The organism is Mucilaginibacter sp. OK283, assembly GCF_900110415.1.
In the GTDB taxonomy this organism is placed as follows: Bacteria; Bacteroidota; Bacteroidia; order Sphingobacteriales; family Sphingobacteriaceae; genus Mucilaginibacter.
In genome coordinates, this window is record NZ_FODR01000008.1 from 281,498 (window position 1) to 297,840 (window position 16,343).

12 protein-coding genes are annotated in these 16,343 nt (G+C 42.4%); 6 read left to right on the forward strand and 6 right to left on the reverse strand.

From position 1 onward, the window contains the following. Positions 1-38 precede the first annotated feature (38 nt). Positions 39-854, reverse strand: a complete 816-nt coding sequence (locus BMX56_RS19260; protein ID WP_090651304.1) for a 2,3,4,5-tetrahydropyridine-2,6-dicarboxylate N-succinyltransferase — start codon at positions 852-854, stop codon at positions 39-41. A gap of 321 nt (positions 855-1,175) precedes the next feature. On the opposite strand from BMX56_RS19260, the gene BMX56_RS30235 reads away from it, so the two are divergent. From BMX56_RS30235 to BMX56_RS19270, 3 genes are all read left to right on the forward strand, one after another. After that, positions 1,176-1,334, forward strand: a complete 159-nt coding sequence (locus BMX56_RS30235) for a hypothetical protein (protein ID WP_177183863.1) — start codon at positions 1,176-1,178, stop codon at positions 1,332-1,334. A 72-nt stretch (positions 1,335-1,406) separates the two neighbouring features. After that, a complete protein-coding gene (locus tag BMX56_RS19265; RefSeq protein ID WP_090651305.1) occupies positions 1,407-2,348 on the forward strand; it encodes an ADP-ribosylglycohydrolase family protein in 942 nt (313 codons plus the stop codon). A 132-nt stretch (positions 2,349-2,480) separates the two neighbouring features. Further along, on the forward strand, positions 2,481-2,888 hold the full coding sequence (locus BMX56_RS19270) for an RNA-binding S4 domain-containing protein (protein ID WP_090651306.1): 408 nt from the start codon (positions 2,481-2,483) through the stop codon (positions 2,886-2,888). A gap of 119 nt (positions 2,889-3,007) precedes the next feature. Here BMX56_RS19270 and BMX56_RS19275 read toward each other — a convergent pair whose 3' ends face one another. Both BMX56_RS19275 and BMX56_RS19280 read right to left on the reverse strand, forming a co-directional pair. Next, a complete protein-coding gene (locus BMX56_RS19275; protein WP_090651307.1) occupies positions 3,008-3,487 on the reverse strand; it encodes a nucleoside deaminase in 480 nt (159 codons plus the stop codon). 129 nt (positions 3,488-3,616) lie between these two features. After that, complete coding sequence (locus BMX56_RS19280) at positions 3,617-4,213, reverse strand: OmpH/Skp family outer membrane protein (RefSeq protein ID WP_090651308.1); 597 nt, start codon at positions 4,211-4,213, stop codon at positions 3,617-3,619. A 482-nt stretch (positions 4,214-4,695) separates the two neighbouring features. Between BMX56_RS19280 and BMX56_RS19285 the strand changes: the two genes are divergently transcribed. The 3 genes from BMX56_RS19285 to gyrB all read left to right on the forward strand — a co-directional run bounded on the left by BMX56_RS19285 (position 4,696) and on the right by gyrB (position 8,204). After that, entirely contained in the window at positions 4,696-5,379 is a 684-nt protein-coding gene (locus BMX56_RS19285) for a hypothetical protein (protein ID WP_255369874.1), read from the forward strand. Between the two features lie 11 nt (positions 5,380-5,390). Beyond that, positions 5,391-6,125 (forward strand): hypothetical protein, encoded by a 735-nt coding sequence (locus BMX56_RS19290; RefSeq protein ID WP_090651309.1) that lies wholly within the window; start codon positions 5,391-5,393, stop codon positions 6,123-6,125. Positions 6,126-6,245: 120 nt separating this feature from the next. Further along, a complete protein-coding gene (gyrB, locus tag BMX56_RS19295) occupies positions 6,246-8,204 on the forward strand; it encodes a DNA topoisomerase (ATP-hydrolyzing) subunit B (RefSeq protein WP_090651310.1) in 1,959 nt (652 codons plus the stop codon). A 55-nt stretch (positions 8,205-8,259) separates the two neighbouring features. Here the strand turns inward: gyrB and BMX56_RS19300 are convergent, their stop codons facing one another. The 3 genes from BMX56_RS19300 to BMX56_RS19310 all read right to left on the reverse strand — a co-directional run bounded on the left by BMX56_RS19300 (position 8,260) and on the right by BMX56_RS19310 (position 16,286). Further along, positions 8,260-8,700, reverse strand: a complete 441-nt coding sequence (locus tag BMX56_RS19300) for an aspartyl protease family protein (RefSeq protein ID WP_090651311.1) — start codon at positions 8,698-8,700, stop codon at positions 8,260-8,262. A 115-nt stretch (positions 8,701-8,815) separates the two neighbouring features. Then, positions 8,816-11,107: a translocation and assembly module lipoprotein TamL gene (locus BMX56_RS19305; protein ID WP_090651312.1), complete on the reverse strand. Its 2,292-nt coding sequence runs from the start codon at positions 11,105-11,107 to the stop codon at positions 8,816-8,818. A gap of 4 nt (positions 11,108-11,111) precedes the next feature. Beyond that, positions 11,112-16,286, reverse strand: coding sequence for a translocation/assembly module TamB domain-containing protein (locus BMX56_RS19310; protein WP_090651374.1), 5,175 nt, complete (start codon positions 16,284-16,286; stop codon positions 11,112-11,114). Positions 16,287-16,343 lie beyond the last annotated feature (57 nt).

Sequence of the window (16,343 nt, forward strand, 5' to 3'; positions counted from 1 at the left end):
TATCTCAAATCTCATATCTAACATCTCATATCTAATCTTTAAACCGCTACATTATTTTCTCTCAACGCATCGTTTAGAGAAGTTTTTTTATCTGTCGACTCCTTGCGGGTGCCGATGATAAGTGCGCAAGGCACCTGGTAATCGCCGGCAGGAAATTTCTTGGTATATGAACCTGGTATAACTACCGAACGGGCAGGCACACGGCCTTTATATTCAACCGGGGTCGATTGGGTTACATCAATAATTTTGGTTGAGGCGGTTAACACAACGTTGGCGCCCAACACGGCTTCATGCTCCACGTGTACACCCTCAACAACAATAGCCCTTGAGCCAAGGAAGCAGTTGTCTTCAATGATAACAGGAGCAGCTTGTAAAGGCTCCAAAACGCCGCCAATACCTACGCCGCCACTTAAGTGTACATGCTTACCAATTTGCGCGCACGAGCCCACTGTAGCCCAGGTATCAACCATGGTCCCTTCATCAACGTATGCGCCAATGTTTACGTACGATGGCATCATGATAACACCTTTTGCAAGGTATGCGCCATAACGGGCAATACCGTGCGGAACTACGCGAACACCGTTTGCCTTATAATCGGTTTTCAAATCCATTTTGTCATGAAAAACAAAAGGACCAACCTTAATTTCTTTCATGCTGCGGGTAGGGAAATAAAGGATAACAGCCTTTTTTATCCACTCGTTCACATGCCAGCGGGTACCAATCATTTCGGCCACGCGGATCTCGCCTTTATCTAACCGTTCAACTACGGTTTCAATAGCTGTGATATATTCGTTATAATTCAGCAGATTCCTGTCTTCCCAGGCATCTTCAATCATTTTTTTAAGATCTTGCATCGGTAAAATTAACTTTTGGCAAATTAAAGGATTTTTAGGGAAAAATACAGGATTAGCTTCAATAACTTGTTATCCCATTGCTTTTGCACCAGGCCAGTAAACCTATCTTCAATTATTAAAAAATAAACCTTAAGGCAAAAATATATTAACTATTACAACCAAAGTTAAATGCACTGATTTTTAATAACATAAGTTATATAATTATGATAAATTAAATTTATCATTGCCATTATAAAACACAAATACACCAACCTAATCTCCCCCCTGATTATGAACATTATGGCTTTCTTTTGCATCGCTTTGCTGACAATCTCTTTCCTTATGATTGCCGGAATCGCATTTTTTAGCTTCTTAAAGTGGATCAAAAAGACTTATTATCCAAACTGGAAATTCCCGGATTATATTAGCGTTGGTTATGCCGAATATCTGTATCACAAATTCATTAAAAAGGACCTGGAGGCCTGGCAAAACAACCAGTAGCATTATTAGTTGGATTGCTTAATTTTGCGCAAGTGCCGGCCAAAACTATAATAACCGGACCAGTGTAAATTAATGTCCCATCATCTCAATTTTTGTAAAGATATACTGTTTGGCGTTGCTGTCGGCGATGCCATAGGCGTTCCTGTTGAGTTTAAATCACGAGAAGAAATTGCAAAAAAACCGGTTATCGACATGGTCGGGTTTGGCACTTATGACCAATTGCCGGGCACATGGTCTGACGATAGCTCACTTACTTTTTGCCTTGCCGAATCGTTAACCAATGGTTACGATATACATGATATTGCCAACAATTTTGTAAGATGGCGTTGCGACAATTATTGGACGGCCCGGGGCAAAGTTTTTGATGTTGGTATTACTACCCATGAAGCTATTGAAAGAATAGTAAGGGGTGTGCAACCAAACCTTGCCGGCGGATTTGATTCATGGTCGAACGGAAATGGTTCACTGATGCGGATTTTGCCACTATTGATTTACATTAAGGGTTTACCGATAGCAGAGCGTTTTGCTATAACCAAAGATGTATCCTCCATTACCCACGGCCATATCCGGTCGGCAATTGCCTGTTTTTATTACCTGGAATTTGCTGCCAAACTGCTAAAAGGTAACGATTTGCAAACTATCTATCACGAAGTAAAACAAGAAGTAACAGCGTTTCTGGATACAACAAGCATCAATAAAGACGAGATAAAAATGTTTGACCGCCTTTTAGCCGGCAATATTTATGAATTGGCAGAAAGTGAAATAAATAGCAGTGGCTATGTATTGCATACGCTGGAGGCAAGTATCTGGTGCCTTTTAACTACAACAAACTATAAAGAAGCTGTACTTAAAGCTGTAAATTTGGGCCTTGATACCGATACAACCGGTGCTGTAACCGGCGGGCTGGCGGCCCTATACTATGGTTTTGAAACAATACCCCAAGATTGGGTGCTTAAACTTGCCCGGGAAAAAGATATAGACGATTTAGCAGCCAGGCTGGCTAAACTATTTTAGTATTAAGTCAACAGTACTAAGTCGTAAGTTAAAAGTTAAATTTTTTCTTTTTTGGCTTAGAACTTAAGACTTTTGGCTAAAGACTATCCGTCAATTTATCGATTACACGATAGTTGCATAATTGAATAAACAATGGCCGAAAAAGAAAAACTAAGAATTGATAAATACCTGTGGGCTATCCGCGTTTTTAAAACCCGTACACAGGCATCTGATGCCTGTAAAGCCGGACGCGTAAAGCTTGACGGCAAAAACATAAAACCTTCATACGAGGTAAAAATTGGAGATACCTACCAGGTAGCAAAAGGTCCCGACCGGAAGGTGATTCGGGTAACCGGCTTGCTGGAGAACAGGGTTGATGCAAAAAAAGCGGTTGATTATTATCTGGATATAACCCCGGTTGAACAAACCCAGGCCTTTAAATCCATGTTCCACGCCCCTATCCTCAAACGTGATAGAGGCACCGGCCGTCCCACTAAACTTGATCGCCGCGAGATAGACGATTTAAAAGATAATTTTTTTGAAACGGAGGAGGAGGAATGATTTGAAAATTTGAAAATGAAAAAGACAATTTGAGAATTTAAAAAAACCAATCTAAAAATAAGTCAAATGAGCCTGGCCAGACAAGCATTTTCAAATTCTCAAATCTTCAAATTCTCAAATTAATATTTCGTCTTATTCTCCTCTATTTCCCACAGCTTAAAAACAGCCATCGCTTCATCGCGGAGTAATTGGACGAAGGGCAATTTCCTGCCAGCCATGGGGCTTTCCAGTTCATCATATATATCATGGTCGTCAAAACCAATAGCTGCGGCATCGGCTTTGGTATTGGCATAGTAAACTTTATCAATGCGGGCCCAGTATATGGCGCCAAGACACATAGGGCAGGGTTCGCAACTGGTATAAATTTCGCACCCGGATAAGTCATATGTCCCCAACTCCTGGCAGGCCAGGCGGATAACCGATACTTCGGCATGTGCGGTTGGATCATTGGTAGGCACAACCCGGTTGGCGCTACGGGCCAGGATCATGCCATCCTTTGTTATAACGGCTCCAAAGGGGCCACCCATCCCCTGCTTTACATTATACTCGGATAGTTCAATTGCTATCCGCATGAATTTTTCGTGTGCCGTATTTTCCATAGTCCTCTAAATTAAAAAACCTCAGCCGGAGTTGAGGTTTTATTTGAAATTTGAGAATTCTGCAATTTGAAAAATTTGAAGATGCTTTTCATTTTCAAATCTTCAAATTCTCGAATTTTCAAATCGATTTTATTTTTTCTCTTTCGCGTAAGCGTCGTTAAGTCTTTTTACTACGTCGGTGGTTACATCTAACGATGGATCGCCATATAATACAGTTGGATTTGCTTTTGAGTATAGCAACACCAGTTTGTACCCTTTTTCTTTGGCGTAAGCTTTAGCAAAGTCTGCAATTTTATCGTATTGCTTAGTGGCTTCAGTAGACTGCAGGTTTTGGAACTCGGCAGTAGCATTTTGCTGGTAACCTTGTAACTCTTGTTGTTTACGTTGTAAGCGTTGCTCGGTAGCCTGGCGCTGGTCGGCTGATAGTGTAGCCTGGCTTTTTTGATATTCGGCAACTTCACGCTGAAATGCCTGGCCTTTGTTTTGTAAATCGCCTTGCGAGGCTTTGCCTTTTTCTTCCAGGCGTTTGTTCATATCTTTTGTATACTCATATTTACTTAATAAGGTATCAGAATTGATATAAACAATTGCTTCTTTGCTATCACCTACAGTAGTAGCGGCTGTGACTGGTTTATCACCAGTTTTATTTTGGTTACAAGCAGCAATGCTGCCCGCAATTAATATCCCGAAGGTGAATTTTGTTAAAGTTGAAACAGTAGTTTTCATTATCTCACGTAAAAATTTAAAAAAGTTTGACAAAGATAAACTTTCATTGCAAGTATCCTAATGGATGTGTATATTAACTTCGATGAGGGCTTCGCTGTTTTTGATTCCGTATATGCTGATGCTTTTCGCGGAGGTTCCGTATTGACCGTAAAAATTTGGACGCCCATTAACGGCCCAAGATAAACTAAGCCGCATTGTGGTACTGAAACAAACCAGTATTCAATAAACAGCACGGCCTTTTGAATGCCTTTGCGAATTAAAAGTGGTGCAAATGCATTTATGTACAAATCGTGGAAACCTTTTTATCCCTGTTTCGTAAAAATCAATCATTATCTATTAATTTAATTATTTTCCTGTGAATAAATAACATTCATCAATAATTTCCGTTACCGAGCTTTTAGCTATTGATATATGCCGTTGACATTCAAAACACAAATTCTACCCGAAGTAATAATCCCTCTAATTAATTTAAAATTTGCTGCATGAAAAAAGTACTGCTTCTTTCCTCATTGCTATTGTTTGTATTTATTGCAAGCACCCTGGCACAAATCCCCCCGTTGCAGGGGGCTATTTTAAACCAAAAATCGATACATATTAACGCAGGCACGCAAGGCGCTGGTGCCGAATTTGCTTACGGCATTTCTCAAAAAACAGCCTTACGGCTGGGCATAAACGTTATCCCGGTATCGGCCAACAATGTGTTCAGTATCTCGGGGTTTAACTCCACTTCAAAATTTTCGGCCTCGTTTTCAAACATTCATTTACTAACCGACTATTCGCCATTTAAAAAAGCAACCGGTTTCAGGCTGGTGGGTGGCGCGGCTTATTTTATGAATGCCAACGGCAACATGCAGGTACAATCTGCCGACGGTTATAAATACGGCGATATTGTGCTGAATAAAGACGAAGCCGGCAATCTGAACATGAATGTAACCTGGAAAGGGTTTGCGCCTTATTTAGGTATTGGTTTGCTAAAAGCTTTCCCCCAACGCGCCTTTAATATCAACCTTGACCTTGGCAGCTATTATTTAAGGCGGCCAGATGCCAAAATTACCGGCACAGGTTTATTAGAAGGTAACTCATCACAATCTGCCCAGTTAAAAGAAAACTTAAAAAACTACAGATTTTTACCGGTAGTACAGCTAAACTTCAATTTCAAACTTTAATTTGATTGATTATGAACAACGTAAAAATAACATTCCTGATATTGATAATGGCAATTGCGGCCTGTAAAAAACCAACCGAAAATTTAAAAATAGTAGTTGATACCAATATTATTAAATACACCGCCCTGATACAGGTTACCGATGCAGTTAACGGCTCAACAACACCCGCCAACGCAACTTTAACCATTGGTGGCACCAACGCCGCCGATATATATGAAATATCGGGCAAAAAGCAGTTTAAGCTTATCAACGGTATTATAACAATAGGCCCCGGCCCGGCCGCTATGCCAACTGCCGATAAACCTGCAAGCTGTACAATACAAGTTACCGCCCCCGGCTATAATGCCGCCGCGCAAACCATCACCTTTACAGCAGATAAAAAACAGCAGGTAATAAATGTATACCTGGTTAAAACCGGCAGTACAGCTACCGGCACACCAACAATAAAACCGCTGCCTGTTTATGATGCTGTCAGCCTGACCTTTACAGGAACCTGCGCAAACAAGCAAGACCTGGAGATTAGGCCGAGCATGTATGTATTTTATCGTGAAAACGCATCGGGAGACGACTATCGATACCTGGGGTATATGGATAAAGGCGATATTACGACAACAGCGCTTGCCAAGGGCAAAACTTACGATTTTCAACTCACCTATGGCGGCAAAAACTATACTACAACCCAGCAAATCAATCAATCCGGTTATAATTTAAAGGTTGATATGGGCACGGCTTGCAATAGTTTTTAAACACAGATGGGGAATATTACAGATTAACCGCACATCTATCCACACCTCCTTTTTTATCCACATTCATTCGTCATTACCATCAAAATTTCGTACTTTTGAAGGTTGTTGTACTAAATAAATATGAGCGAAGAAAATCAGGACAAATCCAATTATTCAGCAGATAATATACAGGTATTAGAAGGTTTAGAGGCGGTACGTAAGCGTCCGTCCATGTACATTGGTGATACAGGCGTTAAAGGTTTGCACCATTTGGTATATGAGGTTGTTGATAACTCTATCGACGAAGCCCTTGCCGGCCACTGCGACACAATTAAGGTTTTTATACTAAAAGATAACTCGATAAGGGTTGAAGATAATGGTCGCGGTATCCCAACCGCTATGCACACTAAAGAGAAAAAATCGGCTTTAGAGGTGGTAATGACCGTGTTACACGCCGGTGGTAAATTTGATAAGGATACTTACAAGGTATCCGGCGGTTTGCACGGTGTGGGTGTTAGTTGCGTTAACGCGTTATCTATTCACCTTACCGCTTTAGTTTATCGCGAAGGTAAGGTGTGGACACAGGAATACTCTGAGGGCAAACCTTTGTTTGAGGTTAAAACTATTGGCGACACGGATAAAAGAGGTACTACCATTATATTTAAACCCGATGCTACCATTTTTACCCTTACAACCGAGTATAAATACGATACCCTTGCCGGCCGCCTGCGCGAACTTTCATTCTTAAATAAAGGCATCCGCCTTAGTTTAACCGATGAGCGCATCCCTAACGAGGATGGATCATTCCCTACCGAAGAGTTTTACTCCGAAGGTGGTTTACGCGAATTTGTTAAGTTTTTAGATGGCACACGCCAGTCTATCATTCCAGAACCCATCTATTTGGATGGTGTAAAGAATGGTATCCCGGTTGAGCTTGCCTTTCAGTATAATGATACCTACTCCGAGAATGTATTCTCGTACGTAAATAACATCAATACTATTGAGGGCGGTACACACGTAGCGGGTTTTCGCCGCGGACTGACCCGTACGCTAAAGGCATATGCCGATAAATCGGGATTGCTGAAAAATATGAAGATGGAAATTACCGGCGATGACTTCCGCGAGGGGTTAACCGCTGTAATTTCTGTTAAAGTACAGGAGCCGCAGTTTGAAGGCCAAACCAAAACCAAATTGGGTAACAACGAGGTGATGGGCGCCGTTGATATGGCAGTAGGCGAAATATTGGGCAACTTCCTTGAAGAAAACCCGAAAGAGGCCAAACTGATTGTAAACAAAGTAATACTTGCTGCTACAGCCCGTGCCGCTGCCCGTAAAGCCCGCGAACTGGTACAGCGTAAGAGTGTAATGACCGGCTCTGGCCTGCCAGGTAAATTATCTGATTGTGCCAATAACGATCCATCGTTGTGCGAACTGTACCTGGTAGAGGGTGACTCGGCGGGTGGTACCGCCAAACAGGGCCGCGACCGCGAATACCAGGCTATTTTACCTTTACGTGGTAAAATCCTGAACGTGGAGAAAGCCATGGAGCACAAAATTTACGAAAACGAAGAGATAAAGAACATGTTTACCGGCCTGGGCGTAAGCCGCGGTACGCCTGATGATGACAAGGCGCTTAACTTAACCAAACTACGTTACCACAAAATCATCATCATGACGGATGCCGACGTGGATGGATCGCACATTACTACGCTGATCCTTACGTTCTTCTTCCGTTATATGAAGGAATTGGTTGAAGCGGGTTATGTTTACATTGCATCGCCGCCATTATACCAGGTTAAAAAAGGTAAAGAGTCTGAATACTGCTGGAATGATGTACAGCGAGATGCTGCCATACAACGCCTTAAAGGTGCCGGTAAAGAAGATAGCGTACACGTACAACGTTACAAAGGTTTGGGCGAGATGAACGATATCCAGCTTTGGGATACCACCATGAACCCGGCCACCCGTACCCTAAAACGCGCCACCATTGAAAACGCCGCCGAGTGTGATCATACCTTCAGCATGCTCATGGGCGATGAAGTAGCACCGCGCCGCGAGTTTATTGAGCGCAATGCTAAATACGCCAAGATAGATACATAGGAAGATCTGCAAATTTGCAGATTACAAATGTGCAGATGCCATTTGAAGATAAGAATCAGCCTCGCTTAACGCGGGGCTTTTTCAGTTTAACAACCTGTTTACCATAGTCAATCACCGCTCTGTATTTCATCAATATATCGCCGCCTAAAACACCCAATACCTGCGGATGCCCCAGCTGGCCGTAAGCTATATTGATAGTAGATAAATCCAATACGGCAACTTCAAAATCAGCAACCAATACACTGCCGATTTGCATACCGCTGATTAAAGCTGTGAACGACTGCATGGTATTGGTACCCAAACCTGTTGATAGCCTGTCGCTCTCGGATATAAAAGTTGCCTCACTTGCTTCGGCCAGCATGGTTTGGTCAAAGGCGGTTTTTGATGCGCCGGTATCTAAAACCATAATAAATGCTTTGCCAAACAGGATCACCTCAATTAACGGATGGTAACCATCGTCATGCAGGTCGATGATCTGGAGTGGAATGGATGTCATTTTAGATGTGCAGATTACAGATGTGCAAATATGCAGATTATAATTATTGATAACTGAATTAGTAGGTTTTCAACTACACTTAACTCAATAATTCAGTAAATCAATAATTCAATAATTAAAAAGGATATCCTATTGCCAGGTTAAATACGCTCCTGTGCCAGTCAAGGTTCCATTGGGGCTCGCCGGGGCGAACGTATGGGGTGCGGAGCGGCACGCCCAGGTCTGTACGCAATACCAGTACCGTAATATCAAAGCGCAAACCAAAGCCAACATCAACCGCTATATCATTAATAAATTTCTTACCAAAAGCCCCACCAGGCTGGCCTCTGTTTGAATTGAGCAGCCAGATATTACCGGCATCGGCAAACAATGCGCCGCGAACAATACTGAATAGTTTTGGCCGGTACTCAATGTTGGCTTCAAGCTTAATATCGCCAGATTCATCGGGGAAGAAATTATTCTGCGCCACGGTTGCTGTGGGGTTAAAGTGACCCGGACCAATTGACCTGGCCTGGAAACCCCGCAAACTATTAGGGCCGCCTATGAAAAACTGCTGACTGTAAGGTAGCTGTGTAGAATTTCCGTAAGGTAATCCTACACCAACGATAACCCTGGACGCTATGGTACTGCTTGGCGCCGTTTTATGAAAATATCGAATTTCGTTTTCAAATTTTACATACTGATTAAAAGTGGCACCGAATAACTTACGCACTTTACCTGCAGTTGTATCGGCACCGGTAATTAATCCGTACAAATTATTGGATAAACTTACCTTTCCGTTATAGTACATGGTGTTGGTTCGATAGTCGTCAGTGGTGTTGGTATAGGTATAACTATAGCTTGGCCCCAATATCAATTGCTTATCAATAACATGCTTTAAAGCCGGGTTTGGCAATACTCCCGGATGCTTCACACCGCTTATGCTATCAAGGTATAGCTGGGATACACTCAAGGGGTTTACAAATGTAAAATTCAATACATTCAATTCATGGGTCCGATGCGCGTTTTCTTTCCAGTTGTAGCCAAATGTGGCATTGTATGAATTTAGGTTATAAAGCTTTTGCCTGTTAACAATGGTATAGCCCAAAGTTAAATTGGTATGCGGTATATAGGCATTATCGGCCCGGGGCTCAATAGGGCTAATAAATCGCGGCCACGACAAAGTGGTTTGAATACCAAACTGGTATACGTTAAAACCATTGTTGCCCCCTCCTACCTGTACATCAGAGCTACCAAAAAGTGTAACGCCCAACGCCTCGGCCCCCATAAAGGCGTTCCGGTGTTTCCAGCTCAGGTTTACCTGGGTACCGGTATAATTGGCAGATGTAGTGCGGCCCAGGATCTCAAATTGTAATGATTTACGCTTGTACGGCGTTAAAAAATAATACACATCCAGCTTAGGCGAATCGGGGGTTACATCTTCAAACCTGTTTTTTACAAATTTATAAGGGCCCAGGTTTACAAACCTGTTTAAGGAATTATTATGAACCGTCCGGCTGTAAATATCATTAGGATGCAGCAATACCGTATTGGCAAATGCAAAGCTGCTGATGGTTTTTCGTCTTTCTACTATGTTATACCAGCGGTAATGTTTTGCTTTGTCGAGCATCAGCGAAGTATCTGTTAACGAATAATTGGGATACACATAAATATTCCGGATGGTGTAAACCTCCTTAGCCCGTTCAACGGTGCTGTTTTTTATTTTAACAAACAAGTCAACCTGGTGATTAGCCACAGTACTATCATACCTTACAATAATATCATCGGGCGAAAAAAAGAAAAAACCCTCCTCTTTTAATTTCGCGTCAATCCGCAGGCGCTCGTTTTTTATAACGTCAAGGTTAAACTTATCGCCCGGTTTCAACAATGTTTTGGCGGCCGTTCCGGCAATGGCCGTATCGGCATCCTCGCCTTCTTTAGGAAATCCCACTTTCCTGATCTTATAAGAAGGGCCTGCATACACGGTATACACTGCCTTAGCTGTTTTGCCTTTGCTAACCGTATCACCATTAACCTGCGCCTGAAAATAGCTTATATTTTGCATACGGTTTTGGAGTATGCTGCCATTTTTATCGACATCTACCGCGCTTATCAAAACCGGCGGCTCGCCAAATTTGGTATTAAGCCAATGTGCAAGGCCTTTTGTTTTTTTTGTTTTGGTGATGTTGTAGATATATAGTTTTACCCTCAGTCCTAAAACAGATCCATTAGGATAAGGCCTCAGCAACGATGTTAAATCGTCGGTAATTAAGTCCCGGTCACTTTTGCTGATCGAATCTTTATCGGCAATTTTAACCTCGCTACCCGTATACAATTTTTGACCAGGCGCAAGGTATTTTGTATTACTACAGGCGTTCAGTAAAACAGTTAATATTAATATCAATATATATCTTAAATGTTTGCTCATGGGCTTAGCTTGTAGGTGTATTTTGTGCTTTTTCGGCGGCTGCTTTATCGGCGGCCTCTTTGGCTTTATCTTTTTCCTTTTGTTCCTGCCTGTACTTGCGGCGTAATGCTTTTTCTTCTTCAGTACGCTTACGGAAGATTTCCCTGAAACGGTTATAATCTACGGTTAGCGTAAAGCCCAAACCTGTTTCAATAACCTGGCCCTGTATCACAATAAATTCGTCCTTACGGTAGGCGCGTAACGCATAACGGCCATCCTTGCTCAGTTTATAACCCACCGAAACATCACCGGCAATGTTGGTGGCTTTTTGCCCCTGCTGTGCGCCTTCAAGGTTAAAATTATTACCTACGGATACCGTGAGCCTGTCGTTCAGGAAACGTTTGGATAGGCCAACGTTTAAATCGGTACGGTTTGTTGCCGTACCTGATGAATAATCCTCGCCCGATGTTAATCCAAAATTCAGGTCAACGCCCGAGATCAGGCTCCCGGCGAGTTTATTCAACTGGTCTGATAACAAGCTGCTCACGCTATTGCGGATGGCACCTTCAACGCCACCACCGCCACCCTGGCTTTGCAGTGGGTTATCCCCAATAAAGTGGCCCAGCACCAGTACACCCAATACTTGTTTATTAAGCTCGTTAGGGTCCTGCCTTACCTGGGCAAGCCGCGTATTAACGTTGTTTACTACATCTGATGATACGGTGTTAGTACCTTCGGGCAACACAATATCAAAGCTGATATCTGGCGTTAACAGCTGATTTTTAAGGCTCAGGTTAACATTAAATGGCAGCTTCTGCTTATACATCACCGAATTATCATTTGCTGATAGCTGATTTTCAACTAGGTCTATCGGGGGCACGTTTGCTACATATACCGCTGTCAAATCAATGTTAGCGCTGGTGGGGTCACCTGTCCACACAATGGTGCTGCCCTTTTTAAACTGGAAGGTGCGCTTTACGGTAGCATACGCCAGGTTGTATGAACCCGAATTAACCACATAAGTACCCGTTAAATTTATTTTCCCACTCGGGTCAATGCCGCCGTTTAAATTGGCTTCGCCCTTCAGATGCACTATATCGCCATTGCGTTCGTCAACCACAATAGTGAAAGCTGCGTCCTTATCTATTTTTATATTGGCCGATACATCCAGCCCTTTTACATCCGCTTTTTTGAGCGAATCCAACTGCCTGGCCAACAGTATCGAATCCAGCTTTGGCGCATTTTGATCAATAGCTTCAACTACGCCCGCCCTGTCCTCAATACCCGGATCGGTAGTTGGCAGCACAAAGGTCATGTCTGTTTTGGGGTTTACTGTAAGGGTGGCATCAACCACGGGCTTTATCATATTGCCGCGGATGGTGATGCGGCTATCGATATAAAGCTTACCGTAAAAAAGTTTATTATCTGCCTGGGTAGAGTTTACGGCCCTGAAATTATTGGAGTTGATATCCAGGCCGAAAGCAAAGTCGGTATAGTTTTTTGTGTACACGCTGCCGGTAACAATAGCCTTGTTCCCGGTTGAATCAACCAGAGTAAAATCATTAAAACGGATACCCTGGTCATTAAAAGTAATGCTCTCCTTAGGCATGGTAAAATAGGAGTTGAGCATAGCAACATTAAAACCCACTTTGTTAAAATTAACATCGCCGCGAATTGACGGAGCTGTAGTTGTTCCTGATATTTTTAACTGACCGCTGATGATACCGGATGCGTTTCGGATATTGCCAAATGCAAAACCTTCGATGCTTTTCATGTTTAAGGTTACAATGTTCAGGTTAAGATCAAACTTACTTTCCGGATTGGTATAGTAAATGCCATCTAATTTAACCTGGTTCCCTTTGCCCGTAATATCCACATTGGCGGCGTAAGCATCGGCCGTTTGGTTATTTACCTTTAAGGCAATATTACCTACGGTATCTCCTTTAAAATTAAAATCGTTAATGTTGATTGCTGCAGTAAATACCGGCGAAGCCTGGAAATTACTAATCTCCGCATCTCCGTTAATAACGCCCCCTACCTGCAGGCTATCCTGTTTGGCCATTTTGGCAAGGCCCTCTATTTTAAAATTGCTGAACTTAACATCAACCGGCGCATTCATTTCCTGCGTTTTGCTATTAATGCTAAGCACCTGGTTATTGTTGGTTATAGTAAAATTATGGGCTAATATTCCTTTCGGCCCGTATTGCAAAAAGTTATCGGCATTAACCGCCCATGGCATATAATCTAATAAAAGGCCATCGGGGTTAAAGCTAAACCGGTATTCATCTGGCAAAACACTCAAGGCGCCTGCTACACGAAAACGCTCTTTTTTTGCAACATCCTTTACCTGTAAGCTTACGCCCAGCTTATTGTTTTGGGCGCTGCCCGATAGGCTGGTATACAACAAATCAACCGACGAGCCAACTTTAACTTCATCTACAGATAGATTATAATTAAGCGCATTGTTGCCTGTATTTATTTTTAGGTTTCCCTTGTTAATGGTATTGGTACCGTAAACCACTTTTGGTATCGATCCGTTTACAATCAGTTCGCCGCTATCGCTATTAAAACTACCTTTTAACAGTACCGGGTCAAGTTGTTTTAAATCGGGGGCAAACTGGGTAAGCAAAGGTGTTTTAACCAGTTTAGTATCAAACACAAATTGCTGCGGCGAATATTTGGCGGCTACGGCAGGTTTAACTTTGCCTGTTTTAACCAATTTACCTTTTGCATCCTTTTTGGTAATGGCCACTTGCTGCCCACCGGCAATGGCGGTATTAAAGTATTTATTAATTACATCCTGCACAGCATCGCCAACCCGGGTAAGCTTGTATTTACCGGCCATGTGGGCACTCAATACGGGCGTTGTTAAGCGCAGGGTGCTGCTATCGGCATTAGCGGTAGATATAAGGCTTATTGTATCCAATTTTATGCGTTGGGTTCCGTTTACCACCAGCAAATCGGTAGCCTCAACATCGGCGTTCAGGTAATCAGGATCGGCGGTTGGCACATCAGCCTCTATCTTGCCATGAAAGCGCATTTCGCCCGTTGTAAAATTAAGTTTCTTAAGGTTGATGCTGTCAACGGTTAACGTGCCCGAAGCCGAAGGATATTTTTTATTCAGATTGGCTTTGGCATCCAGGCTAAAATCAATATTAGGGTCCTTCATCCGGGCCATAGCGGTGTAAGCCCCATTGTGCGAACTGCCTTTTAAAACCAGGTTTTTATAGGTATAACCTTTTACGTACGCATTGGCCAGGTTACCGTCAAACTTGATATTGGCCGTTTTAGGGTCAAGGCCATAACCATCCACATTAGCAGTTAAAGTAATTTTACCTACGGTTTGCGGTTGTTTGGTAAGCGCACCTACATTTAGCTCGTTAACTTTAATATTGGCCTTATAACTCGCCTTTTGCTTGTTTTGTAAGTTTTTTACCGACACAATAACATCCGCGGCACCAAGGCTCGATCTCAAACCCAGTTTGGTGTTAAAAGTATACATCCCGCCTTTAAAGTTCCCCTTCAGGTTCATATTTTCGGGAATAGTTACGTTTTCGGGGATGCTGCCTGCCGGTGCCAGTTTGGCAATATCGGCACGGCTGGTGTTAAAGTCATTTATGGTAACATCAAAATAGGTCTTATTTATATCGGGCAGGCCTTTAAGCTTTGCCGATGCTTTAATGCGGGTGTTGCTTAGTCCGGCAATATCAAGGCTGGGGATATCCAGGTTATTTACCTGCCCCCTTACTTTGCCGTTTATTTTAAATACAGCCCCCGGCGATGATTTAAATGGTTCCATGGAAGCCATTGTGGGCATCAATAGTAGCACATCTTTTAACCCCAGGCGGCTGCCGTTCAAATCGGCATTAATGCCTAATGAGCCAACGTTTTTACTGATAGCAGCAATAGAAGGATAGCGCACCTGTACCGATTTTTGCAACGTGGTTTGCGGCGTTTGCAACAGCAGGTCATTCATATAGGCATTGGTGGGCCCATAAAAAAATGCTGTATGAAACTTATTGATCTTTAACCCGCTTTTTTCTGCAAAGGAAAAGCTGTTGATTTTTCCCGAAATAGTATCCGGATTATAGGAAATATTTTCGGCATTGGCATTAAGGTTGCGGATATCCATATGCGCATAATCCAGGCCCCTGGCTATAGCCTTTTGCGCGTTATTATCAAACTTAACGTTATTGTTGATTAAGCTGATCTTTCCTAAAGTAACCGCCCAGCGCGATGACTGCGGCGAGGCCACCAGCGTATCCAGTTTTTTTGCGGTTTTGATAATGGCTTTGGCTACAGTTTGGGGCTTGGCAAAGCTAAAAGCTGCTTTAGTATCATTCAGTTCAATGTCTTTAATGCCTACTTTCTGGTGTTTAAGATCTACCTTATTCATCTCCACAAAAAGCTTATTCAAACTGATATTAGCCGTCATTTCGCTGCTTTGGTAATCAACTTTTATTTTAGACAGATCTACCTGGCCTAAATTTAAATCCAGGTTCAGGGGTTGTACCGCGGTATCAACTTTGGCTGCCTGTGCTATTGAAGATCCTGCCGGTGTTTGAATGATGCGTGCATTTACGCCCGACAAAGTAATTTTGGGTATGGTAAACTTCATTTTATCCATATCAAAATCCTTTATCCGGGTATCAAAATGGCCAAGGAGGAACTTCACATCGTTGCCTGTAGTCAAATCCTTGTATTTTACATTGATCCTGTCCAGGTTCACATTATCAACAGAAAATTTCATGGTAGAGGTTGTATCCTCAGGCTTAACTTCTTTTTTTTGTTCGCCTGCGAATGCCTTGATAATGTAATCGAAATTAAAAACACTGTCAGCGCCACGGTTTATGTTGACTGTGATGCCTTGCAGGTTAATTTCATTAACTTCTACCTGGTTGTGCAACAGCTTAAGCATGCTGATATCCACCTTTAATTTTTCGCCGGCTATAAGGGTGTCTTTCTTCTGATCTTCAAAGTATACATCTTCCAACACCAGCAGCTTAGGAAGGCCGAGGCTGATGTGCCCTATTTTAACTTTAGTGTGGATTTTGTTTTGTAAAAAAGTTACCGCTTTATTTTTTGCAAAATTTTGCACGGCGGGCACCTGTATCAAAATAACTACAAGGACAACCAGTAAAACTACACTCACCAGTATCCAAAGTATCGTTTTGAGGGTTATTCGTAGTATTTTTTTCAATTGTATTAATTTTTCAAAGGTGAAGATCGATGCGCTTAATATAGTCAAATAATGTGC